The 23,111-nt window shown below is 71.0% G+C and carries 16 protein-coding genes; 7 read left to right on the forward strand and 9 right to left on the reverse strand.

Features of this window, described 5'->3' with window-relative positions; translation table 11 throughout:
* Positions 1-35: 35 nt before the first annotated feature.
* The 3 genes from ACIBO8_RS02045 (at position 36) to ACIBO8_RS02055 (ending at position 7,985) form a co-directional block, all read left to right on the forward strand.
* On the forward strand, positions 36-2,066 hold the full coding sequence (locus ACIBO8_RS02045) for a flotillin family protein (RefSeq protein ID WP_396113225.1): 2,031 nt from the start codon (positions 36-38) through the stop codon (positions 2,064-2,066).
* Positions 2,063-6,901, forward strand: a complete 4,839-nt coding sequence (locus ACIBO8_RS02050; protein WP_396113226.1) for a DNA repair ATPase — start codon at positions 2,063-2,065, stop codon at positions 6,899-6,901. The genes ACIBO8_RS02045 and ACIBO8_RS02050 overlap by 4 nt, the downstream gene beginning before the upstream one ends.
* A gap of 97 nt (positions 6,902-6,998) precedes the next feature.
* On the forward strand, positions 6,999-7,985 hold the full coding sequence (locus ACIBO8_RS02055; protein ID WP_396113227.1) for a hypothetical protein: 987 nt from the start codon (positions 6,999-7,001) through the stop codon (positions 7,983-7,985).
* Here the strand turns inward: ACIBO8_RS02055 and ACIBO8_RS02060 are convergent.
* The 7 genes from ACIBO8_RS02060 to ACIBO8_RS02090 form a co-directional block, all read right to left on the reverse strand.
* Positions 7,976-8,605 (reverse strand): hypothetical protein, encoded by a 630-nt coding sequence (locus tag ACIBO8_RS02060; protein ID WP_396113228.1) that lies wholly within the window; start codon positions 8,603-8,605, stop codon positions 7,976-7,978. The genes ACIBO8_RS02055 and ACIBO8_RS02060 overlap by 10 nt on opposite strands.
* A gap of 95 nt (positions 8,606-8,700) precedes the next feature.
* Entirely contained in the window at positions 8,701-9,333 is a 633-nt protein-coding gene (locus tag ACIBO8_RS02065) for a GTP-binding protein (protein ID WP_396113229.1), read from the reverse strand.
* The gene (locus ACIBO8_RS02070; protein WP_396113230.1) at positions 9,311-9,787 is read right to left on the reverse strand and encodes a DUF742 domain-containing protein; all 477 of its coding nucleotides are present in this window, start codon (positions 9,785-9,787) and stop codon (positions 9,311-9,313) included. Before ACIBO8_RS02070 ends, ACIBO8_RS02065 begins: the two co-directional genes overlap by 23 nt.
* Positions 9,784-10,254 (reverse strand): roadblock/LC7 domain-containing protein, encoded by a 471-nt coding sequence (locus ACIBO8_RS02075; protein WP_364684543.1) that lies wholly within the window; start codon positions 10,252-10,254, stop codon positions 9,784-9,786. Before ACIBO8_RS02075 ends, ACIBO8_RS02070 begins: the two co-directional genes overlap by 4 nt.
* Entirely contained in the window at positions 10,251-12,992 is a 2,742-nt protein-coding gene (locus ACIBO8_RS02080) for a nitrate- and nitrite sensing domain-containing protein (protein WP_396113231.1), read from the reverse strand. Before ACIBO8_RS02080 ends, ACIBO8_RS02075 begins: the two co-directional genes overlap by 4 nt.
* Positions 12,979-14,043 carry a hypothetical protein gene (locus ACIBO8_RS02085; protein WP_396113232.1) on the reverse strand — a complete coding sequence of 355 codons (1,065 nt, stop codon included), beginning with the start codon at positions 14,041-14,043 and terminating at the stop codon, positions 12,979-12,981. The genes ACIBO8_RS02080 and ACIBO8_RS02085 overlap by 14 nt, the downstream gene beginning before the upstream one ends.
* 1,140 nt (positions 14,044-15,183) lie before the next feature.
* A complete protein-coding gene (locus ACIBO8_RS02090) occupies positions 15,184-17,025 on the reverse strand; it encodes a M48 family metallopeptidase (RefSeq protein ID WP_396113233.1) in 1,842 nt (613 codons plus the stop codon).
* A 163-nt stretch (positions 17,026-17,188) separates the two neighbouring features.
* Between ACIBO8_RS02090 and ACIBO8_RS02095 the strand changes: the two genes are divergently transcribed.
* The 3 genes from ACIBO8_RS02095 to mtnA all read left to right on the forward strand — a co-directional run bounded on the left by ACIBO8_RS02095 (position 17,189) and on the right by mtnA (position 21,007).
* Positions 17,189-18,256 (forward strand): PHP domain-containing protein, encoded by a 1,068-nt coding sequence (locus ACIBO8_RS02095; protein WP_396113234.1) that lies wholly within the window; start codon positions 17,189-17,191, stop codon positions 18,254-18,256.
* A gap of 40 nt (positions 18,257-18,296) precedes the next feature.
* Positions 18,297-19,967, forward strand: a complete 1,671-nt coding sequence (locus ACIBO8_RS02100; protein ID WP_396113235.1) for a DUF885 domain-containing protein — start codon at positions 18,297-18,299, stop codon at positions 19,965-19,967.
* 77 nt (positions 19,968-20,044) lie between these two features.
* Complete coding sequence (mtnA, locus tag ACIBO8_RS02105) at positions 20,045-21,007, forward strand: S-methyl-5-thioribose-1-phosphate isomerase (RefSeq protein ID WP_396113236.1); 963 nt, start codon at positions 20,045-20,047, stop codon at positions 21,005-21,007.
* Positions 21,008-21,326: 319 nt separating this feature from the next.
* On the opposite strand, the gene ACIBO8_RS02110 is transcribed toward mtnA, so the two are convergent.
* Complete coding sequence (locus ACIBO8_RS02110) at positions 21,327-21,494, reverse strand: hypothetical protein (protein ID WP_396113237.1); 168 nt, start codon at positions 21,492-21,494, stop codon at positions 21,327-21,329.
* A 103-nt stretch (positions 21,495-21,597) separates the two neighbouring features.
* Complete coding sequence (locus tag ACIBO8_RS02115) at positions 21,598-21,984, reverse strand: hypothetical protein (protein WP_396113238.1); 387 nt, start codon at positions 21,982-21,984, stop codon at positions 21,598-21,600.
* Between the two features lie 340 nt (positions 21,985-22,324).
* Here ACIBO8_RS02115 and ACIBO8_RS02120 point away from each other — a divergent pair, with 340 nt between their 5' ends.
* Positions 22,325-23,062, forward strand: a complete 738-nt coding sequence (locus ACIBO8_RS02120) for a M23 family metallopeptidase (RefSeq protein ID WP_396113239.1) — start codon at positions 22,325-22,327, stop codon at positions 23,060-23,062.
* The last annotated feature ends 49 nt before the right edge of the window (positions 23,063-23,111 follow it).

Here is a 23,111-nt window from a genome sequence, read left to right on the forward strand (position 1 = left end):
CCCACCACCACCCACAACACGACTGAAGGCTCAATATGGACGTGATCTCCACCGGTTTCGGTGTGCTCGTCGCCGTGGTGCTGCTCATCGCGCTCGGTGTCGTCTTCTTCCTCAGCCGCATGTTCCGCAAGGTGGAGCAGGGCAAGGCGCTGATCGTCAGCAAGGTGCGCCGCGTCGACGTCACGTTCACCGGCGCGGTCGTGCTTCCGGTGCTGCACAAGGCCGAGGTCATGGACATCTCGGTGAAGACGATCGAGATCTCGCGTACCGGCCGGGAAGGCCTGATCTGCCGCGACAACATCCGCGCGGACATCCGGATCACGTTCTTCGTGCGTGTGAACAAGACGACCGAGGACGTCATCAAGGTCGCGCAGGCGATCGGCACCACCCGGGCGAGCAGCGAGCAGACGCTGCAGGAGCTGTTCAACGCGAAGTTCTCCGAGGCGCTCAAGACCGTCGGCAAGCAGCTGGACTTCGTCGACCTCTACACCAAGCGCAACGACTTCCGGGACCAGATCATCGAGGTGATCGGTACCGACCTCAACGGCTACAGCCTCGAGGACGCGGCCATCGACTTCCTCGAGCAGACGCCGTTGGTCTCGCTCGACCCGAAGAACATCCTCGACGCGCAGGGCATCCGGAAGATCACCGAGCTGACCGCGATCGAGTCGGTGCGTACCAACGACTTCCGGCGCAACGAGGAGAAGGAGATCACCCGGCAGAACGTGGACGCCAAGGAGGCGATCCTCGAGCTGGAGCGCCGCCAGGCGGACGCCGAGATCAAGCAGCGCCGGGAGATCGAGACCATGCGGGCCCGCGAGGAGGCCGAGATCGCCCTGGCGCACGCGCAGGAGCGGCTCCGCGCCGAAGGCGCCGCCCTGCAGACCGAGCAGCAGCTGGGCGTGCAGCAGGAGAACAAGGCCCGGGAGATCGCGGTCGCCGAGAAGAACCGTGAGCGGGTCATCGCGATCGAGACCGAGCGCATCGAGAAGGACCGGATGCTCGAGGTCATCGGCCGGGAGCGGGAGACCGAGCTTTCCACCATCGCCAAGAACAAGGAGGTCGAGGCGGAGAAGCGCTCGATCGCCGAGGTGATCCGCGAGCGCATCGCGGTGGAGAAGACGGTCGCCGAGCAGGAGGAGAACATCAAGCGGCTGCGGGTCGTCGAGGAGGCGGAGCGTACCCGTCAGGCCGTCATCATCCAGGCCGAGGCCGAGGCGCAGGAAGCCCTGGTCAAGGACATCAAGGCCGCGGAGGCGGCCGAGGCGGCCGCGAAGTTCAAGGCCCGCGAGGAGCTGCTGCTGGCGGAGACCCGCCAGCAGGCCGCCGAGCTGGACGCCCGGGCGAAGATCCGGCTGGCCGAGGGTACGCAGGCCGAGGCGGCCGCCGCCGGTCTCGCCGACGTCCAGGTGCGCGAGCGCAACGCCGACGTGATCGAGAAGACCGGCCGGGTCAACGCCGAGATGATCGAGAAGGCCGGCCGCGCCGAGGCCGCCGTGGAGCGGGAGAAGGCGCTGGTCGCCGCCGAGGCGATCCGCGAGAAGCTGAAGGGCGAGGCCGAAGGCCTCACCGACAAGGCCGCCGCGATGGCCGCGCTGGACGACGCCACCCGGGAGCACGAGGAGTACCGGCTCCGGCTCGAGATGGAGAAGGAGATCCGCCTCGCCGGCATCAGCGTGCAGAAGGACATCGCCGAGGCACAGGCCACGCTCATCGCGACCGGCCTGGAGAAGGCCGACATCGACATCGTCGGCGGCGACTCGGTCTTCTTCGACAAGCTCATCGGCTCCATCACGATGGGCAAGAGCGTCGACGGCTTCGTCCAGCACTCGGACGTCGTGCAGGGTCTCGGCGCGCGCTACCTGGACGGGAAGGCGAACTTCGCCGAGGACCTGGGCCGGGTCATCGGCTCGGTGAGCACCGGTGACGTCGCCAACCTGACCCTGTCGGCGTTCCTGACCCAGCAGATCAAGGCCGGCAACGGGGACTCCGCCAAGCTCAAGGAACTCCTCGCGGCCGCCAACGAGATGGGCCTGGCCGACGCCAAGGTTCCGGCGGCACGGTGACCGCGGCGACCACGGAGACGCTCGACGCCGGCACGTACGAGGTCCTGCGCGCCCGGCTGGGTGCGCAGGCCAAGGAGCTGGCCGGCCGCGCGGAGGCGCTGAACGCCCGCCGGATGGAGACGTTCGGCGGGCAGCAGATGCGGCTGCTCGGCTCGGAGCGGATCCGCACCGAGAACAACTGCGTCCCGCGCGATCTCGTGCAGGTCGGCGGCGCGATGCTGTTCGGCTACAACGTCTTCATCGGACTGCGTACCGAGACGACGGTCGACGACGTGTTCGCGGTGCACGGCTTCGCCGACGGCAAGTTCCACCCGGCGACGGTGCCCGGCCTGCTCGACGACCCGACGTTCCAGCGGGACTTCGCCGAGCTGTACAGGTATTACCGCGAGACGCACCTGCTGCAGCTGCGCCGGCTGGAGGGGCTGCTGCTCGCGGTCTTCCAGACCGGCGCCCGCGCCGACGATCTCAAGGTGCTGCGCTGGCGGGTGGGCACGGACGGGTCCGTCGCGTACGTCGACAACCGCGGCGAACGCGACCACGTCTTCCCGCCCGCGCACGACTTCGAGTGGACGCTCACCACGCGCGAGCAGCACGTCCTCGGCCGGCACCCGCACGTGTCCATCGAGGAGCAGGTGTTCGTCGAGACGGTCGGCGGCACGCTCACGGTCAAGGTGGAGAACAACACCGAGGACGGCGAGGGCATCTTCTCCGAGCCCGTCGACGAGCCGCTGCAGAGCCTCGCCGATGCGGAGATCGCGTACGCCAGAATCGGCCCGCTGATCCTGCTGCGTGTGCTGCCGTACAAGGAGACCACGCACCGGTATCTGGTCTTCAACACCCGTACGCGCGACGTGGTCCGCCTCGACGGGATCGGCCAGGCGTGCCAGCGCCTGCCGGAGGACCAGGGCATCATCTTCCCGGGCGGCTACTACCTGGCCACCGGCATCGCGAAGACGTTCGACGCCGACGTGGCGGAGCTGGAGTTCGAGCGGGTCGTTCGCTCGGTCAACGGCGAAGACGTGCTCTACGTCTTCCACGCCCGGGCCGCGGGGCGGTATCTGCTGCTGCCCTACAACGTGATCCGCAAAGAGGTCGCCACGCCGATCCCGTGCCACGGCTACTCGCTGTTCGACGACGGCACGCTGGTCGCCTTCCGGGCCGTATCCGACGAGCCGGCCCGGGTCCACCCGATGCAGGTCTGGCAGACCCCGTACGTCTCGGACACCTTCGCCGCGGCCCAGCCGGTCGGCACCGGCCCGCTGGACCGGGTGGGCAACGCCGATCTGGTACGCGGCATCGCGGACGCCCTGTCGGTGTCCCGCATGATCGACGAGATGACCCCGTCCGGCCCGGTGTTCGAGGCGATCATCGCCGCCTGCACGCGCCTGTTCGACCAGTACCACTGGCTGTCCGATGCCGAGCTGGAGGACCTGCGGACGCCGCTCGCCGAGGTGCGGGCCACCGCCGAGCAGGTTCTCGACGAGTTCGAGTCGGTGCAGGAGTTGACCGCGCAGGCGACGGCGGCCGTGGATGAGGCCGGCGCGGCCACGATGTCGCTGATCCGCCGGGCCCGCGGTGAGGTGCCGACCAGCACGGACGCCTGGATCCGTCAGCTGGCCGCACTCCGCCAGGCCCAGGGCCGCATCGTGACCCTGCGGGAGCTGCGCTACGTCGACACCGCCCGGCTGGACGAGCTCGCCGCCGAGCTGTCCACCGAGGTCGACTCCACCGCCCGCCGCGCTGTCGAATTCCTCCGGCGTACGGACGCGTTCACCGGCTACCAGCAGTCCGTCGACCAGCTCGTGGCCGACGCGGCCGCCATCGCCACGGTCGCGGAGGCGGCGCCGGTCGCCGAGCGGCTCACCGAACAGGCCGACGGCCTCCAGGTCGTCACCGAGGTCGTCGGCGGCCTGGACATCGCCGACGCCACCGTCCGGGTCGGCATCCTCGAGCGCATCGGCGAGGTGCTCGGCGGCGTCAACCGGGCCCGCGCCACGCTCGACGCCCGCCGGCGCGAGCTCGCCGCCGTCGAGGGCCGCGCCGCGTTCGCCGCCGAGTTCGCGCTGCTCACCCAGTCCGTGACGGCCGCGCTCGCCGCCGCCGACACCCCGGAACGCTGCGACGAGCAGCTCGCCAAGCTGATGCTGCAGGTGGAGGCGCTCGAGTCCCGGTTCGGCGACTTCGACGACTTCATCGACCAGCTCGGCGCCAAGCGGACCGAGGTCTACGAGGCCTTCGCCGCGCGCCGGCAGGCCCTGCTGGACGAGCGGGCCCGGCGGGCGGACCGGCTGTTCGACTCCGCGCAGCGCACCCTCGCGAGCGTGCAGCGCCGGGTCGCGACGCTCGGCTCGGTCGACGACGTCAACACGTACTTCGCCACCGATCCGATGGTCGGCAAGCTGCGGAAGGTCGCCGACGAGCTGCGTACCCTCGGGGACTCGGTCCGGGCCGAGGAGCTGGAGGGGCGGGTCAAGGCCGCGCGGCAGGAGGCCGGCCGGGCCTTGCGCGACCGGCTCGACCTCTACGGCGCCGACGGCAGCACGATCACCCTGGGCCGGCATACGTTCGCGGTGAACACCCAGGCCATCGACCTGACGCTGGTGCCGGACGGCGACGAGCTGGCGTTCGCCATCACCGGCACGGACTACCGGGCGCCGGTCCGCGACGAGGAGTTCCTGGCCACCCGCCCGTTCTGGGATCAGCCGCTGGTGTCGGAGTCCAAGGACCTGTCGCGCGCGGAGCACCTGGCCGCGACCCTCTTCGCCGAAAACCCCGCGCTCCAGGCGGACGGCACTCTTGACGCTTCGGTACGCCGGGGAGCCGAGTCCCGCTACGACGAGGGCTACGAGCGCGGCGTGCACGACAGCGACGCCACGCTGATTCTCGGCGCGGTGATCCGGCTGCACGCCGCCGCGGGCCTGTTGCGCTATCCGGCGCAGGTCCGGGCCGCCGCGCAACTCTTCTGGGCCGGACTGCCCGCGGCCGAGCAGACGTCCTGGTCGGTACGGGCCGCCTCGCTGGTCCGCGCCCGCGAGCTGTTCGGCGCCGGACAGGACCTCGCCGACCTGTGCGACGCCCTCGCCGCCGCGGCGGGCGCCGACCGGGTGGTGGGCGAGTACCTGGTCGAGGAGCTGGCCGCGGCCCCGGCCGGCTTCGTGACCAGCGCGACCGCCCGGACCTTCCTCGACCGTTTCCACCGGGCCCTCACCGCGGGGCCGGCGCGCAGCTACGCCGATGATCTTCGCGCCCTCGAGGCGGATCCGGCCGCCCGCGGGCAACTCGTGCACGCGTGGCTGTCGGCGTACCACCGGGCCAACCCGGACTCCGGGGATGCGAGCGACGTGGCCGAGGCCGTCGCCATCGAACTCACCGGCACCACGCTGACCCGGTACGACTCCGCGGCCGCGGTCAGCGAGACGGTGTCCGGGCTGCTGTCCCAGCACCCGCGGATCGTCGGCGGGAAGCTGACCGTACGCCTGGACGACTTCCTCGCGGCGACCCGGCTGTTCCGGGAGGAGCGGGTGCCGGCGTACCGGGCGTACCAGAAGAAGCGGACCGCCCTCGCCCAGGCCGAGCGGGCCCGCCTGCGCCTGGACGAATTCAAGCCCGGGGTGATGTCGGCGTTCGTCCGCAACCGGCTGCTCGACGAGGTCTACCTGCCGCTGATCGGCGACAACCTGGCCCGGCAGCTCGGCGCGGTGGGCGACGGCCGGCGCACCGACCAGTCCGGCCTGCTCCTGCTGATCTCACCGCCCGGCTACGGCAAGACGACCCTCATGGAGTACGTCGCCAACCGGCTCGGCCTGGTCTTCGTGAAGGTCAACGGCCCGGCCCTGGGCCACGAGGTGACCTCGCTGGATCCGGCCGAGGCGCCCGACGCGACGGCACGGCAGGAGGTCGAGAAGATCTCGTTCGCGCTGGAGATGGGCAACAACGTCCTGCTCTACCTGGACGACATCCAGCACACCTCACCCGAGCTGCTGCAGAAGTTCATCTCGCTCTGTGACGCGCAGCGGCGGATGGAGGGCGTGTGGGAGGGCCGGACCCGCACGTACGACCTGCGGGGCAAGCGCTTCGCGGTGTGCATGGCCGGCAACCCGTACACAGAGAGCGGCACGCGCTTCCGGATCCCGGACATGCTCGCCAACCGGGCCGACGTGTGGAACCTGGGCGACGTGCTCAGCGGCCGGGAGGAGGCGTTCGAGATGTCGTACCTGGAGAACGCGCTCACCTCGAACCCGGTGCTGGCGCCGCTGTCCGCGCGCGACCGGGCCGACCTGCCGCTGCTGGTGCGCCTGGCCGAGGGCGACGAATCGGTACGCCCCGACCGGCTCAGCTATGCGTACTCGGCGACGGAGCTGGAGCAGGTGCTGTCGGTGTTGCGCAAGATGCGGCGGGTGCAGCGGATCGTGCTGCGCAACAACCAGGCGTACATCGCCTCGGCCGGCCAGGCGGACGCCTCACGGACCGAGCCGCCGTTCAAGCTGCAGGGCTCGTACCGCAACATGAACAAGCTCGCCGAACGCATCGTCCCGGTGATGAACGACGCCGAGCTGGAGGCCGTCGTCGACGACCACTACCTGGGCGAGGCGCAGACGTTGACCACCGGCGCCGAGGCCAACCTGCTCAAGCTCGCCGAGCTGCGCGGACGGCTCACCCCCGAGCAGGCGGCGCGCTGGGCCGAGGTGAAGGCCGCGTACCTGCGGGAGAAGGCTCTCGGCGGCGCGGAGGACGATCCGATGACCCGGGCCGTCGGCGCCGTCGGGTTGCTCGCGGACCGGGTCGGGGCGGTGGAGAAGGCGATCCTGCTGGCGCGGCCGCCGCTCGGCGATTAGGGGGCTGCCTCTTGCCCTTTTCTTGAGATGACCCCGGTCGTGGCTTGCGCCAGGTGACCGATGGTGGGGAGTCGTCTCATCGCTAGGAGTGGTTCACGTGAGCAGGTCCCGGTCCGTTCTGTTGCTGGCCGCGGTGTCGCTGGCTGGTGGTCTGTCGATCGCGCCCGGCGCCGCGTACGCCGCCGACACGACGACACAGCTGTCCGCGGCGCAGATGGCCGCGGCCTTGAAGCCGGTGGCTACCGCGTCGACGGCCGCGGCCGAAGGGGGCTGGAGGGCCGACGTCGCGATCACCGGTGACTCGGTGCCGGGGACCGCTTCGTACGTTGTCGACCCGTCGCACGGCATCGCCTACGAGCAGATGCGCATCGCCGGAAGCCAGCGGGCCGGCTACGCGATCGCTGGTAAGGGCTTCTACCGCACGTTGCCGGACCGGACGTCCCGGGCCGCGGTGAAGATGATGGGCCGCCCCACCGTCAAGTACGTGTTCACCCCCGACAGCACACTCACCCTCGCCAAGCACCTCAAGGACGACGCTCCGACGCCGGCCGCGGTGCTGAGCGACGACATCGATCACGCAGGCACGAAGACCGTGCACGATGACGGGTCCGTCGACTACGTCCAGGCCGTCGACGGCCAGACGGTGACACTGCACGTCAGCCCGGCCGGGACGTTGAGCGGTGCGCGGGCCGAGGCCGACAGCTTTGCCATGACGTTGACGTACACGTACGCACCCCAGACGATCACGCCGCCGGCGGCGAACTCCGTGATCGGTGAGGCGCAGCTGAAGCGCGGTGTGTGGTACGTGCAGATGCCGGCCGTCGTCAAGCAGATCAGCTACGCCGGTGCCGCCGAGGCGCGCTCGGCGGCGCGAGGATCGACGGTGAAAGTCGCGTCGCTGCGCAAGGCCGTGCGCCGGGTGGGGTCGATGTTCAACACCAAGGCGCAGCTGAAAATGATCAACGTGAAGGACGTGCGTCGCGGGGTACGGGTCTCCGCAACGAACCCGTGGACGCACGAGACCGTCTCGTACGTGATCACCGCCTCCGGCAAGAAGGCCGCGGTGTCGCGCGATCAGTCCTGAGCCCGTAGGAGAGACGGGTCGGCGCGGAGCATGGCGGCCAGACGCTTGGCCGCCAACTCTGTCTCCTCCTCGTTGACCCGCAGCGGCACCGGCTCGGGCAGCGGCGTGGGCATGCGCTGCGCGGGCGGCTCCTGCGGGGCGCTGTACTGCTCGGGGTGCACCCGGCGGGTCTGGGGTGGCACCGGGGGCGGCGGGGTGGCGGCGAAGGGGTGCGGCTCCTCGTAGCGGTGCTGGCCGCGATCCTGGTAGGTGATCCGGCGCGTGTCCTGCCCGTGGTCGGGGGCGGCCTGCTCGTAGGCGGGGCCCGCCGGCTCCGGCTCGTCCAGGTCGACGTCGATGACCTCGACGTCCTGCGGCTCGGCCGCCCGCCGCGCCACCGAGTTGTCGGCGCTGACCTGCACGATGCCGTCCTCGATCGCGAAGTGCAGCAGCACCGGTTCGCCGGCGCCCTCGACGCCGACCGTCACGGCGAGCTCAGGGTTGCGGCCCACGACCGCGGCGATCGCCTCGACCAGCTCCGTCACCGCCGGCGGGGTGCCCGTGGCCTCCCCGGCGGCGCGCCGGCGCAGCTCGTCGCGGCGTGCCAGCCTGTCGAGCGCGTCGTCCAGTCCGCCTCGCACGTCACCTTCCTCCCGTCAACGCAGTCGCCCCCGTACAACTGTGCCCGCTCGAGCGGCCGTTTGGAAACCGCGTACGGAGCGAATCGGCGCACACCTTACGACGAACGCATCCGCATGGCCTTGTCGAGGGCCTGGTCAAGCACCACGAGCAGGGCATCTCTCACCGATCCGCGGAATCGGGCGTCGAACTGGAGCACCGGTACGTCGTCACGCACAGCGAGCGCCCACCGTACCTCGTCCAGGTTGTAGCCGAGTTGTCCGTTGAAGGTGTTGACGCCGACCACGAACGGAAGCCCGGCGCGCTCGAAGTAGTCCACGGCGGGGTAGCAGTCGTCGATCCGGGTCGTGTCGACCACGACGAGCGCCCCCAGGGCGCCGCGGACCAGGTCGTCCCACATGAACGAGAAGCGCGTCTGACCCGGCGTGCCGAAGAGGTAGAGCTTCAGCGTCTGGTCGATGGTGACGCAGCCGAAGTCCATCGCGATGGTCGTGGTGGTCTTGGCGGTCGCCTGGTTCGGGTTGTCGACGCCGACCGACTCGGTCGTCATCTCGGCCTCGGTGGTCAGCGGCGAGATCTCCGAGATGGCGCCCACGGTGGTGGTCTTGCCGACGCCGAAGCCACCGGCCACGATGATCTTGACCGGCACCGGCGGTGAGGTCCTCTGCGGCGCGCCGGGTACGCGCGCCGTGCCGACGACGCGGCGCTCAGGAGATGGATCGAAGCCCACGGATTACTCGCATGATGGTCTCGGGGTCGGGGAAGTCGCTCTCCAACACATGAACGTCAAGGTGCCCGGCGGCCCGCAGGTCGCCGACGAGGATCCGGGTGACGCCGAAGTGCATCCGGAGCCGCGCCGAGATCTCGGCCACCGACAGCGGCTCGCCGCAGAGCTGGACGATGGCCCGCTGCTCGGGTGAGAGCCGCGCGGTCAGGGCCCCGGGGAGGGCACTGACCTGCGTCTCCAGCCCGATACCGGCGTCCTGGCCGGCGACGCGGCCGGACGTGATGACGAACGGCCGCAACGACGACGCGTGCTCGCCGGGCTGGTCCCCGGGCATCGGCCCGGGAACCGGTGCCGGCGACGGTTCGTACCGTGCGCCGGGACCCGTGTCGCGCAGGAACGGCCGGACACCGGGCGTCGCCGGGAAGTCCGGGTCGTCGGAGTCGGCCGCCGCGTTCATTGCTGGACGGCGTTCTTCAATTCAGCGATGAGGCGCGGGCTCAGGGCACCACCGGCGCGGGTGGCGAAGAGCGTCATCTCGTACGCGAGGGTGCCCAGGTTGGCAGTCCGGTCCGCGATCACGCCCAGCACCGAACCGGCGCTGATCGCGGTCACCAGCAGGTAGCCGTCGGCCATGTCGATGATGACGCGGTTGAGGCTGCCCAGCGCGTACCAGCTGGCGGCGCCGCCGGCGAGGCTGGTGAGCCCCGAGACGACCGCCGCGAGGCGCTCGGCGTTGGGCCGGTCCTTGATCGCCGACATCGCCATCAGCAGACCGTCCGAGGAGACGGCGATGGCCTCGACGACGCCGGCGGTGCCGGACGTGAACGAGTCGAGCAGCCAGTTGAAGGTCTTCGCCTCCGCACTGAGCTGCGACTGCGCGTAGTCGCGTCCGTTGCCGGTGTCAGTGGAGTAGGGGGAAGTCATCGCGGTTGTCCTTCGGGTTGTGGCTGGGTTTCGTGCAGTGCCCGGGCTACGCCGTACTCGAACTGCTCCATGAGGGCTCGGGCGGCCTCCGGGTCGAGGGGCTGGGCCGGCGCGGCCGGCGGGGTCGGATTTCTGGGCTCGGGCGCCGGCAGGGTCGCGCCCGGCACCCGCCGGGTCAGCGGCGTGTGGCCCACGGCCGGCGGAGCGGCCATGTCCTGCTCGATGACGTCCCACTGGGCGCGGGACACGCCGGCCTCGAAGGCGTCGAAGGCCTCCCGGGCCGCGATCGCGTCGTCCGGCGTGGGCGGCGCGGTCGGCAGCTTAGGTCCGGTCTCGGCCGGCAGCTGGCTGCCGGGAACCCGCCGGCGCAGCGGGGCCGCCGAGCCGTTGCGCGCCTCCGGGCTCGTGCGCGGCTGCGGCACGACCGCCGGGGGTACGGGCTGCTGCGGCGGCACCGGCTGCTGGGACGGCACGGGCTGCTGCGACGGCACGGGCTGCTGGTAAGCGGCCTGCTGCGGCTCAGGCATGTGGTACGCGGTCTCGTGCGGCCGGGGCTTCTGATAGGGCATGGCGGCCGGGGCCGACGGGAGCTCGTGCACCGCCGCCGGGAAGCGTCCCGCCACCGGGGTGGTCTCGTAGATCTCGGCGTGTTCGATCACATTGCTCGGGACCGCCTCCAGCTGCGGGGCGGTCGGGCCCACCGCGAACGCGTCCCACGACCTCGCCACCTCGAGCGTCCGGGTGGCCCGGGTGAGCACGTTGGCGTCGAAGGGCTGGGTGCTGCCCGGCACGTGCCGCGCCGACCCGCCGGCGATCAGCGGGGCGAACTCGGTGTGGCTGCTCGGCACGGTCGCCTGGATCGGCGCCAGCTCCGCGGGCAGCGGCTCCGGCCGTGGCAGCAGGTGTGCCGGGGCGAGGTCGACCCAGGCCGTCACGCCACCCTCGGGCGTGTCGGTGAGCGTGACCTCGATCCCGTGCCGCCGGGCGAGGCGGCCGACCACGAAGAGGCCGAGCACCTCGGTGGGCGCCAGGTCGAGGCGCTCGCGGCGGGTCAACCGGGCGTTCTCCTCGGCCAGCCGCTCCGGCGACAGGCCCAGACCGTGGTCCTCGATCGCGAGGCGGGCGCCGCCGCGAAGCTCCGCCGCCGAGACGGTGACCCGGGTGTGCGGCGGGGAGAAGGAGGTCGAGTTCTCCATGAGCTCCGCGAGCAGCAGCGTCAGGTCCGCCACGACGGCGGGCACGACGACCAGCTCCTCCGGAACCTCGACGTCCACGCGGGTGTAGTCCTCGATCTCACCGAGGGCGAGGCGTACGACGTCGGAGAGCGCCAGCGGCGCCATGTGGTCGTTCGCGCCGGCCCCACCGGAGAGCACGACCAGCGAGCTGGCGTTCCGCCGCAGACGGCTGGACATGTGGTCGAGCCGGTACAGGTCGCGCAGGCGGTCGCTGTCGGTCTCCCGGCGCTCCAGGTTGTCGATCAGGGCGAGCTGACGGCCGACCAGGTTCTGGGTACGCCGCCCGACGTGCCCGAACATCTGGGCGACGTTGCGGCGGCCGAGAACCTGGCGTTCCACCAGCCGGGCAGCGGTGGTCTGCACCCGGTCGAACGCGCGGGCCAGGTCACCGATCTCGTCGCGGGCCTCCACGTCGACCGGGTCGAGCCGGATCGGGCGGGCCACCTCGGAGTCGTCGTCCGCCACGCGTTCCAGCTCGGCCTCGGCGGCGCGGGCGATCCGGTCGGCCGAGGCGGTGAGGCGCCGCAGCGGCCGGGCGACTGCGCGGGCCATGAACAGCGACAGCGCGATCACGAGCAGCAGCAGCAGGAGCGAGCCGCCACCGACCAGGGCGGCCGTACGCAGCGCGGAGTTCCGGTCCTCGGTCACGGCCGTGTCCACGTCCGAGGCGACCCGCTTCTCCACGAATCCACCGAGCACGATGACGGACCGCAGCGACGGGAACAGCGTCCGCGTCTGCAGCAGCTTGACCGCCGAGTCGGGATCGGTGGCCGCCTCGACCAGGAACCGGTCACCCACCCGTGATGCGAACGCCTCCTGGGCGCCCAGGTAGAGCTTGTACTGCGCGTCGGTGAAGTACGGCTGCGCGTTGACGATCAGCAGCTGCAGCTGCACCAGCGTCGAGTAGAAGAGGCCGATCATGGCCGAGTTCTTGGTCACCACGGCGCTGGTCAGATAACCGGACGCCTGACTGATCATGTCGTCGGTACGCAGCGCCTGCTCCAGCGCGTACACCTGCCGGCCCGCGGAGGTGTTCAGGTCGGCCTTCTGAGCCAGCGCGAGCTCGTTGATGATCGGGGTGATGACGGCGGTGAAATCGGTGACGATCAGGTCCGGGCGAATGGTCCGGTTGATCACGTTGGCCCGGGTGCCGGCCAGCTTGGAGACGTCGTCGACGGCCTGCCGCAGGCCCTTCGACAGGGGCTGGTCGAGGCTCTTGAGCCCCTGGATGCGGTCGGTCGCCTTGGCGCTCTGCACCGCCAGCTCCGGCTCCTGGATCAGGCCGAACAGGTAACCCACCGAGAGCAGGCGCTCCTCCTGAAGCTCCTGCACCGCCGAACCGACCTGCGTGGCCAGCTGCACGATGTCCGAGGTGTCCTGGGCGTCCCGCGCGACATCGATGCGGTTGACGACGATCGGCACGGCAAGAGCCACAACGCCGATCAACGGTACGAGGACGAGCAGCGTCAACTTGCCCAGGATGCGGAACTTACCGAAGAGCACCGGATCGCTCCCGCCGTGTCTGGGTGGCGTCGCCGTACACCGGCATCTGCCCACCGAAGTCCCCACCCGGGGCCCCGACCGCCAAGTCCCGGGTGTTCTCACCGGGAACCCGCGCCGGCGAAGGAGCCCCGGCCGTCCGCCGCCGAGCCGTCAGCCGCAGGGCGATCGCGGCAAGCGCGAACAGGACGGCCGCACCGGCTGCGGCGAGCGCCTCCAGCGTGCGGTAGTCGAGGGTGTCGAGCCGGTCGTCCAGCAGACGCGTCATCTCCCGCGTCGTGATCCCGGCCAGGTTCGCCAGCGACACCTGCAGCTGGCTCTGCGCGGTCGCCATCGTCGACGCGTCCGGAGCGCCCCCGGGGTTGGCCCCCCGCGTCAGCGACTCGACCCCGCGGCGGAACGTGTCGAGGCCACTGACCAGGTTGCCGCTCAACGTGGGGCTGTTCGTGTCGTCGACGGCGGCCTGCAGGTTGTCGGTGAGGCTGTTGACGGAGGTGTTGACCTCGAGCACTGCGGCGCCGAACTGCGGGCCGAGCTGCGCCTGCTGCTGGGCGTTCGCCTTGGCCACCAGCTGGCTGAGGTCACCCATCCGGCTCACCTGCACGACCGTGGCGGGCAGCTCGACGGCCACCGCCTGCTGCAGGTGCGACAGGTCGTTGTCCGGGTCACGGATCAGCGCGGAGTTGTTGCGGACCGCGTCGTACAGCGCCAGCGCCAGATCGCTGACCTCGACGTGGGCCTGGAAGACGGCGATCGGGCCGCCGGTCACCTTGGGCAGCAGCTCGATCTTCTGCTTCAGCCCGGTCCACCGGTCCCGCGTCCGCAGGTCGCCACCGAGCTGCCGGTCCACGGCGTCGACGCCGGTGACAGCGGCGGTCAGCGAGGTGGGCACGCTCGTCACGCCGGACAGGGCGGAGCTCTGAGCCTCGGCCAGGGCACTGACCAGTGGGGCGAGAGCCGTGATGTACTCGACGCCCTTCTGCTCGAGCCGGGTGCTGTCCTTGCGGCCCGAGACGTCATCCCAGACCCGGGCGAACAGGATGCCCGCCGGCACGAGTATCAAAAGCGTCAAAACAGCCGCGAGCACGGATCGAGTCCGGGTTCGCCGGTTATCCACCGAGACTGACATTGCCCAATTCCTCCGCCATGCATCCGCGATAGACCGTTTTGGCGGCTACCCTCCGTAGCCGTGCGGGCGCACCGATCCGGGTCAATCTATCCGGGAAATAATCATGCGACCCCTTTCTTAGGGTCAGAGTTGGCTCGTCTGATCGGGGGATGGACCCCGGAGGCGGCCAGGTCGTACGTGCAGGTCCACCCCTTCCGAGCAGCGACTCGACCCGAAAGCGGTGCCACGCTTGGGCGGATTCGTCCCGCGGTGACCCACGCTGGCCCGAGCGTTCCACAATGGAGTACGCTCTCCCGCCCGAACCGTATTACTGGTGAGTAACGAATACGTCACGTAACGGGTGGCAATTGCGTAGAGTGTTTGCACGATCACTCATCTTGTCTCACGAGGTGGACAAGAGCGTGGGAAAGCCCGCCCGGTGGAGGGCTGGGCCGGGCGTTTGGGTGTCCTATTGCCGCATTCGGGCGGACGAAGCGCCGAAAGCTCGCATGTCGGTCGGCGGTAGGGCCGGTCGGCAGTCCGCCGCGCCGCCGACCGGCCCGGGCAAAGGCTGATCCGGCCCGGTGCGGCCCAGCCCTGCCTGGCCCGGTGCGCCCGCTCCGGCGCGGCCCGGCCCGGCGCGGCCCGGCCCGGCGCGGCCTGGCCAGACGCGGCCGTGGAGGGACTACGTGGCGGCGCGGTGCGGCCTGGCCCCGTGCGGCCTGACCCCGTGCGGCCTGACCCCGTGCGGCCCGGTGCGGTGCGACTCGGACCACCGGCCAGCCCGCTGCGGCCCGGCCGGCCGGGACCCGAGCCACGCGGCTCGCTGCCGCCGCCGTCCGGCTTCGGCCCGTGGTCCCGGCCTCTGAGCCTCTCGCTTGGCCCGTTCTCCGGGTTCGGCGCCGTCTCCCGGCTCTGCCCGGCTCTCAGCCTTAGCCGGTCTGTGGCCTTGGGCTGTCCCCCGCCCGGCCATGCCGCCACCGTGACCCGCGGCTTTCCCCGGCTTCGCCCCCAACCCGGCTGGCCCGGCTCCCAACTTTCGCCCTCGGCCTGGCTGGTCTCGGCACCGGGCCTGGCCGGAGCTGGTCAGTTCTCGGCTCGGCCACCGAGGCTGTCGAGGACTCCGAGAAGCGTGGCACGGCTGTCGCCGAGCTGTTCCCCGGTCCACCGCTCCTCCATGGCGACCACCGCGCCGTCGTGCAGGTGCAGCTCAGCCCGTACCGGCGTCCGCTTCGTGATGGTCGTCGCGCGTACCTCCTCGAACGGCACGAACCGGTAGCTCGTCGCCAGCTGCTCGACCGATGCCGACGACAGCAGCTCCTGCAGACGCTGCTTGCCGTTGTCGGTCGACTTCGGCCCGGGCACGAACACGAAGCCGCGGTCGAGCAGCACCAGGTCGGTGTGAGCGCCGTCGACCTTGAGGTTGGCGATCGCCGCGATGATGTCCGAGCCGTTCGCGGTGGCCTTGCGCTCGATGATGCCGGCGGCCTCGATGCGTACCCCGCGGTCGGCGAGCCGGGCCCGGGCCTCCTCCAGGGTGGCCGGGGCGACCGCCAGCTTGGCGATCTCCTCGAAGTCGAGCTCCGTGCCGTCGGCGTCGATGAGCCGGGCCGGGCCCGTCCACGAGTGCTGCCAGTAGGCCGTGCCCGAGCGGATGGCCGCCAGCATGAACAGCACGTCCATCAGGCCGGCGAACTTGAGCGCGGCTTCCTCGCGGGAGACGTCGGGAAAGAATTCCTCCGCCAGCTCACCCAGGCGCCCGGCGGCGACCAGGGCGAACAGCGTGCCAAGGCCCGGGTCGGGGGTGCCGGTGAGGCGGCCCAGCGACCGGAACAGCCGGTCCGCGGTGCGCTGCAGGCGGGCGGTGGAGGCCGCGGCGGTGAACTGCGGCCAGGGCAGTACGCGCCGGTCGGCCACCTCGACGACCTCGCGCTGCAGGGCGATGCCGGCCTCGTGGATCGACGGCAGCAGCGCCGCGGCGGGACGGCCGTCCACCGGGTGCGGCTGCTGGGCTGCCGTACGCATCACCTCGATCCGTTCCGCCGTCGACGGGTGCGTGTCCCAGCGCGACTTGTGCTTTTTCGGCTCCTTCTCGCGCAGCTTGGCGAGCTCGTCCCCGCGGGCGAGGAAGAGCTGGCCGAACCCGCCGAAGACGTCGTCCGGCGCGTACCCGGCCTCCCAGCCCGGGGCGACGTACCGTCCGAAGTAGAAGTCCCACGCCGCGTCGATGACCGGAACCTCGCGCAGCGCTGACATCGCCACGTCGGGGCCCACGATCCGCACCGAGGCCCGGTCGGCGTCGAGCTCCTGCCGCCGCGAGGCGGCGTTGTCGACGAGGAGGTATAGCCGGGAGTAGCCGCGGAACACCATGCCGACCGGGTTCCAGCGCCCGATCCGGCTGATGGTGCCGCCGATCGCGAGCCGGCCCCGGTACGCGACCGCGCCCAGCCGCGTGTGCCGGCCCGAGTAGTGACCGAGCTCGTGCGCGACGACCGAGCGCAGCTGGTCGACGGAGAGCGCCTGCATCAGTGGCATGCCCAGGTAGAGCCGGCGCCGCCCGCCGACCAGGCCCAGCAGCCTGGTGTCCTCGCCGACGGCCGCGTTGACCTCGGGCACCAGCCGGATCTCGTCGGGCGAGCGGGTGCCGACCTCGGCCGCCAGGGCGTGCACCGTCTGCCAGAGCTCGGGGGCGGCCTGCGGGGTGATGACCAGCCCGTGCATCGGCTCCGGCTGCGTGCGGATGGCGCGCCACAGGCCGACGGCCGTCGCGCCGACTGCGATGAGCAGCGGCAGGCCCAGCTTGAGGCCGGCCGCGGCGTGGTGCGACATCGCCGCCCAGACGACGAAGGCGAGCACGGCGGTGAGCTGGATCAGCGCGACGAGATAGAAGCCGAGCAGCATCACCACGGATGCGGCAGCACGAAACATCGGTCGTTCCTTCCCCGTGACACCGGGGGTCCCGGCCCGCGGCGCGAGGAAGATACCGATACCGATCTTCGCTGGGCAACCCCGTTCGGCGGGGGCCTGTGGACAACCGGGGGAGCTGTGGACAACCGGGGAAAAGAGCCGATCACCGCCTACGCTGGGCGGCATGGCATCTCGGGATCCGGCCGCTGACCTGCGACGCATCGCATTCTTGTTGGAGCGCGCCAACGAGGCGACATACCGGGTGAAGGCGTTCCGATCGGCCGCTGCGACGGTTGCGGCGCTGCCACCCGGAGAGCTTGTTCAGCGTACGGCGGAGGGCACGCTCGCCAAGCTCTCCGGCGTCGGGGACGTGACCGCCCGCTGCATCACCGAGTCCCTCAACGGCGAGGAGCCGGTATACCTGCGCCGGTTGGAAAGCACCGAGGGCACCGATCTCGTCGGGGCGGCGGCCGCACTGCGCGAGGCGTTACGCGGCGACTGCCACGCGCACTCGGACTGGTCCGACGGTGGCTCGCCGATCGAGGAGATGGCCTTGGCCGCGGTCGAGCTCGGGCATGAATACCTGGTGCTGACCGACCACTCGCCCCGCCTCACCGTGGCCCGCGGCCTCACCGCCGCTCGCCTGCGCAAGCAGCTCGACTATGTCGACAAGCTGAACGACGCGCTGCCCGAGGGCTTCCGCATCCTCACCGGCATCGAGGTCGACATCCTCGCCGACGGCTCGCTGGACCAGGAGGACGAACTGCTGGCGCGCCTGGACGTGGTGGTCGGGTCGGTGCACAGCGGGCTGCGCGACGAGTCGCCGAAGATGACCCGCCGAATGGTGACGGCGATCGCCAACCCGCACCTCGACATCCTCGGCCATCTGACCGGTCGCAAGGTGTCCGCCGCCGGCGAGGGGGACCGGGCGCACCGTCGGGCGCGTACCAGGCCGCCGAGCACCTTCGACGTGGAGAAGGTCCTGGCCGCCTGCGTCGAGCACGACAAGGCGGTCGAGATCAATTCGCGGCCGGATCGGCTCGACCCGCCCAAACGCATGCTCACGGTCGCGGTGGAGGCGGGCTGCCTGTTCAGCATCGATACCGACGCGCACGCTCCAGGGCAGCTGGACTGGCAGCGGTTCGGATGCGAGCGTGCGGCGCTTTGCGGCGTACCCGTGGATCGGGTGGTGAACACCTGGACCACCGATCGCCTCCTCGCGTGGACGGCGGGTCATGCCCCGGCCGAATAAGTCCAGCGTTTTGTCGGTGGTCTCCCGTAGGGTCGGCCCCGTGGGACAGATTGACGACCTCGCAAACCGTTACGTGACCGAGTGGGCGCCGCTCAACCCGACCGGCGCGACCTTCATCGGCGTGCCCGGCTACGACGACAAGCTCGACGACCTGTCGCCCGAGGGCTTCGAGGAGAAGGCCGACTTGGTCCGCCGCACCCTGCTCGAGCTGGATCCGCTGGAGCCCGAGACCGAGGCGGAGAACGTCGCCAAGGAGGCCATGCAGGAGCGGCTCGGCCTCGACCTGGTCCGCCACGAGTCCGGTGACATAGCGAGCGAGATCAACGTGATCTCCAGCGCCCTGCACGGCCTGCGCATGGTCTTCGATCTCATGCCGATCCAGGGTGAAGAGGCGATGGCCGCCATCTCGGCCCGGCTCGGCGGCTTCCCACAGGCCCTCGAGCAGTACAAACGCAGCCTGCTCACCGAGGCGGCCAAGGGCAATGCGAGCGCCCGGATCCAGATGATCGAGGTCGCCGAGCAGTGCGACGCCTGGACCGACCCGACCCGCGACAACTTCTTCCACGGCCTCGCCGATGGTCTCGGCGCGCAGGGAACGCTCCTCGCGGAGCTGCAACGCAACGCTGCCGCGGCTACGGCGGCCACCGCCGGCTTCGGACAATTCTTGCGTACGGAGCTCGCCCCGCTCGGCCGCGACAAGGAGGCGGCGGGGCGGGAACGGTACGCCCGCGCCTCGCAGTATTTCCTCGGCGCGAAGATCGACCTCGAGGAGACGTACGCGTGGGGCTTCGAAGAACTCGCCCGGCTGGAGCGCGAGATGCGCGCGGTCGCCGCCGAGATCGCGGGCCCCGGCGCCACCGTTGACCAGGCCGTCGAAGTGCTCGACGCCGACCCGGCCCGCCGCATCCCCGGCAAGGAGGCGTTCCGCGACTGGATGCAGGCGACCGCGGACAAGGCGATCTCCGAGCTGAACGGCACCCACTTCGACATCCCCGCCCCGGTCCTCACCGTGGAGGCATGCCTCGCCCCCACCAGCGACGGCGGCATCTACTACACGGCACCGAGCGAAGACTTCAGCCGCCCCGGCCGCATGTGGTGGGCGGTGCCGGAGAACCAGACGGAGTTCTCCACCTGGCGCGAGACCTCGACGGTCTACCACGAGGGCGTGCCCGGCCATCACCTCCAGATCGGCCAGACCATCTACCGCGCCGACCTCCTCAACCGCTGGCAGCGTCTCCTCTGTTGGTGCTCCGGTCACGGCGAGGGCTGGGCCCTCTACGCGGAACGCCTGATGGACGACCTCGGCTACCTCGCCGACCCGGGTGACCGCCTCGGCATGCTCGACGGCCAGGCCCTGCGAGCCACACGGGTCATCGTGGACATCGGCATGCACCTCGAACTCGAGATCCCGCGCGACAACCCGTTCGCCTTCCACCCGGGCGAGCGCTGGACGCCGGAGCTGGGCTGGGAATTCCTCCGCGACCACTGCCGCATGCAGGAGGACGTGCTCCGATTCGAGTGGAAGCGCTACCTGGGCTGGCCGGGGCAGGCCCCGTCGTACAAGGTCGGCGAACGCATCTGGCTCCAGGCCCGCGATGACGCCAAATCCCGCAAGGGCGCCGACTTCAACTTGAAGGACTTCCACCGGGACGCGCTGAACCTCGGCGCGCTGGGGCTGGATCCGTTGCGGAAGGCGCTCGGTCGCCTCTGACCGGGTCGCGGCTCCTGGCGGGGTTCGCGCCTTCGCGCCCGAAGAAGGTTCGGCTGCCCGTCGATAGGCTGCGGCTCATGCGGACCATTGACTGGGTGGACGGCGCTGTGGAGCTCATCGATCAGACCGTGCTGCCCGGGGAGCTCAGGATGCTGCGGGCCACGACCGTTGCCGAGCTGGTGAGGGCCATTCAGACGTTGGCCGTCCGGGGTGCTCCCGCGCTCGGGGTGGCCGGTGCCTTCGGGGTGGCGCTGGCTGCCCGGGAGTTTGCCGGGGATGCCGAAGGGCTGGCTCGCGCCGTACGCGATGTGGAAGTGGCCCGGCCCACCGCGGTGAACCTTGCCCGGGGTGCCCGGCGGGCCGCCGCCCGGCTCAGCGACGGGTTCGAGGCCGTTCTCGCCGAGGCGTGCGCCGTGCGCGACGAGGAGATCGCGGCGTCGGAGGCGATGGCCGTGCTCGGGGCGGACCTCCTGATCGAGCTGTGCGGTGGGCGGCCGCGGGTGTTGACCCACTGCAACACCGGTGGGCTCGCCGCGGTGGTCGGCGGCACGGCTCTGGGTGTCGTGTTCGAGCTGCAGCGGCGCGGAGTTCTGGCCGGGGTCATCGCGAGCGAGACCCGGCCGCTGCTGCAGGGAGCCCGATTGACCGCGTGGGAGCTGGAGCAGGCCGGCATCGAGTTCCGGGTCTCGGTCGACTCGGCCGGCCCGTTCCTCCTCGCCCGGGGCGAAGCCGACGCCGTCATCCTCGGCGCCGACCGGATCTGCGCCAACGGGGACGTCATCAACAAGGTGGGCACGTACGCCCACGCCCTGGGGGCTCGGCGGGCCGGCGTGCCGTTCGTCGTCGTAGCGCCGGAGTCGACGGTGGACATGGACACACCTGAGGGGGCGGCAGTGGAGATCGAGGACCGGGGCGCTGCCGAGGTGACGGCTTACTCGGCGGCGGTCAACCCGGCCTTCGACGTGACGCCGCACGACCTGGTCACGGCGATCGTCACGGACCGGCGGGTCGTACGCCTGGATCGGGGCGAAAAGCTCTGACTCTCAGTGCGGCCCACCATGGGTGCTCGGCGTCGCCGGGACTGGACGCATCGACCTGATTCGCCGCGGCGGCGCATGGCCGGGCGAGAGGCTGCGACCTGCGCGAGCCGTCCGCGGGAGACGCGGCGGATCAGCTCGCGGATTGCGGTCGCCCCTCGGGCGGGGTACGGCTTCCGCCGACAGGTGGCCAGTCGGCGGCGGTTGGCGATGAGCTCGGGGATGCGGGCGGCGCTCAGCCGGGGTGGTGGATCAGTTGGCCAGACGGCGGCGGTTGGCGATGAGCTCGGGGATGTGGGCGGCCCTCAGCCGGGGTGGTGGATCAGTTGGCCAGACGGCGGCGGTTGGCGATCAGCTCGCGGATGCGGGCGCCCCTGAGGCGGTGGGGCTGGGTGTGTTCGCGGGCCGATTTCGCGTCGGCCAGAGCGGCGAGGAGCTCGAGCCTGCGACGGCGACGATCCGGGTCGAGTCGCTGCGGTACGTGGGCCATGGGGCCGAGACTGCCGAGCCGCTCGCCGTTAGTCAAGGTCAAGTGCGCTGCGCCACCATGGCAGTACCGTTCGTCGATGACAGAGGGGCGCAGAGCTGGACATTCACCACAGCGGCCAGTCATCAGTGGTGATCCATCTCGCACCCACGAGACTGGCGGCTATCGATAGAGCGAGGCCGCTCGCGAGGGCCACGCCGACCGCTGTGCCGCGGTCGCCGAAGAGGGCCAGGAAGGCGGCGACGAGCCAGGCCGAGATCGCTGCGGCGACCGACCACCAGGCGTAGCTCAGTAGATCGCGGCCGATGCTTCCGAACAGGGTGCACCAGAGTGCTGCCGCGCCGAGGCCGGTGAGCAGGGGCGCCGTGCGGATGGGGTGCGGCTCGCGGTAGACGGGACGGGGCGGCAGGCTCGGCAGCGCCGGGGCCCCGGTCGGCGGCAACCAGCCGGGCGGCGGGCTCGACTCCGCCCACCCTCCGTGCTGCTCCGGCATGCCATTCCTCCCGGCGTCGGTGTCTTCCTGCCAACCCTATCCAGGCTGGGTGGCTCGGCGAGGGAGGACGACCGCCCTGTCGAGGCTGGGTGGCTCGGCGAGGGAGGACGACCGCCCTGTCGAGGCTGGGTGGCTCGGCGAGGGAGGGCGACCGCCCTGTCGAGGCTGGGTGGCTCGGCGAGGTAGGACCCCTGCCCGTCAGGCCGGGTGGCTCGGCGGGGCAGGGCGGCCGCGGAGGAAAGGTAACGGCTGGGCGAGAAGCCCGAAATGCTCCGGCGGATCGAGGCTCTTCGACCGCCTGGGGTCGGCATCTCTTGGCCACTTCTGCCAGGATGGCGCGGTGGTTTCCGTACGCACTCTCTCGGTTCTGACCCTCACCGCGCTCTCGCTGGCTGCCTGTGGGACGTCCGACGGCGGGTCCTCGGCGGGTGTGACGCCGCAGTTCGTCGAGCCGTCGGCGACGGCGCCCGGGCCCGTCTCGGCCGCGCCGCCCGCGGCTGCCGGCAAGGTCAGCTCGCCGCCTGCGCCGAAGACGACGCCGAGCAAGAAGCCGCCCGTCGCGGCTCGGAACGTCACGTACGTGTTCCCCGTGAAGGCTTCGAACGTGGCCTTCCACCCGACCCACAGCAAGTACCCGGCGACGGACATCTTCGCCGACTGCGGTGAGCCGGTGGTTGCGACGACCAGCGGGGTCGTGCTCGAGATCAGCCTCAAGGACGCGTACGTCGAGGGCCGCCCCGACGGGCCCTTGAACGGTGGCCTGTCGGTGTCGATCCTCGGCGACGACGGGGTGCGCTACTACGGCTCGCACCTCAGCAAGGTGCTGAGCGGCATCAAGGCCGGCGTACGGGTCAAGGCCGGCCAGCAGCTCGGCAAGGTCGGGCACACCGGCAACGCCAGCGGGGTGTGTCACCTGCACTACGGCATCTCGCCGCCGTGCGCGAAGGTGGGCGACTGGAAGGTGCGCCGGGGCGTGATCTGGCCCGCGACCTACCTGACGTCGTGGCGCAAGGGCGGCAGCAAGAGCCCGGTCGCGACGGTGAAGGCCTGGAAGGCCGCCCACAACTGCAAGGCCTGAGCGCGAACGTACACAGGGCCGCATCCGTCACCCACGGATGCGGCCCTGC

The organism is Actinoplanes sp. NPDC049681, from assembly GCF_044465265.1.
Lineage (GTDB): Bacteria > Actinomycetota > Actinomycetes > Mycobacteriales > Micromonosporaceae > Actinoplanes.

Excerpts from the sequence above, each read along its gene's own strand:
- ACIBO8_RS02045 (WP_396113225.1), top strand. The coding sequence starts at position 36 with ATGGACGTGATCTCCACCGGTTTCGGTGTGCTCGTCGCCGTGGTGCTG.
- ACIBO8_RS02070 (WP_396113230.1), bottom strand. The coding sequence starts at position 9,787 with ATGAACGCGGCGGCCGACTCCGACGACCCGGACTTCCCGGCGACGCCC.
- ACIBO8_RS02075 (WP_364684543.1), bottom strand. The coding sequence starts at position 10,254 with ATGACTTCCCCCTACTCCACTGACACCGGCAACGGACGCGACTACGCG.
- ACIBO8_RS02090 (WP_396113233.1), bottom strand. The coding sequence starts at position 17,025 with ATGTTTCGTGCTGCCGCATCCGTGGTGATGCTGCTCGGCTTCTATCTC.
- ACIBO8_RS02095 (WP_396113234.1), top strand. The coding sequence starts at position 17,189 with ATGGCATCTCGGGATCCGGCCGCTGACCTGCGACGCATCGCATTCTTG.
- mtnA (WP_396113236.1), top strand. The coding sequence starts at position 20,045 with ATGCGGACCATTGACTGGGTGGACGGCGCTGTGGAGCTCATCGATCAG.
- ACIBO8_RS02110 (WP_396113237.1), bottom strand. The coding sequence starts at position 21,494 with ATGGCCCACGTACCGCAGCGACTCGACCCGGATCGTCGCCGTCGCAGG.
- ACIBO8_RS02115 (WP_396113238.1), bottom strand. The coding sequence starts at position 21,984 with ATGCCGGAGCAGCACGGAGGGTGGGCGGAGTCGAGCCCGCCGCCCGGC.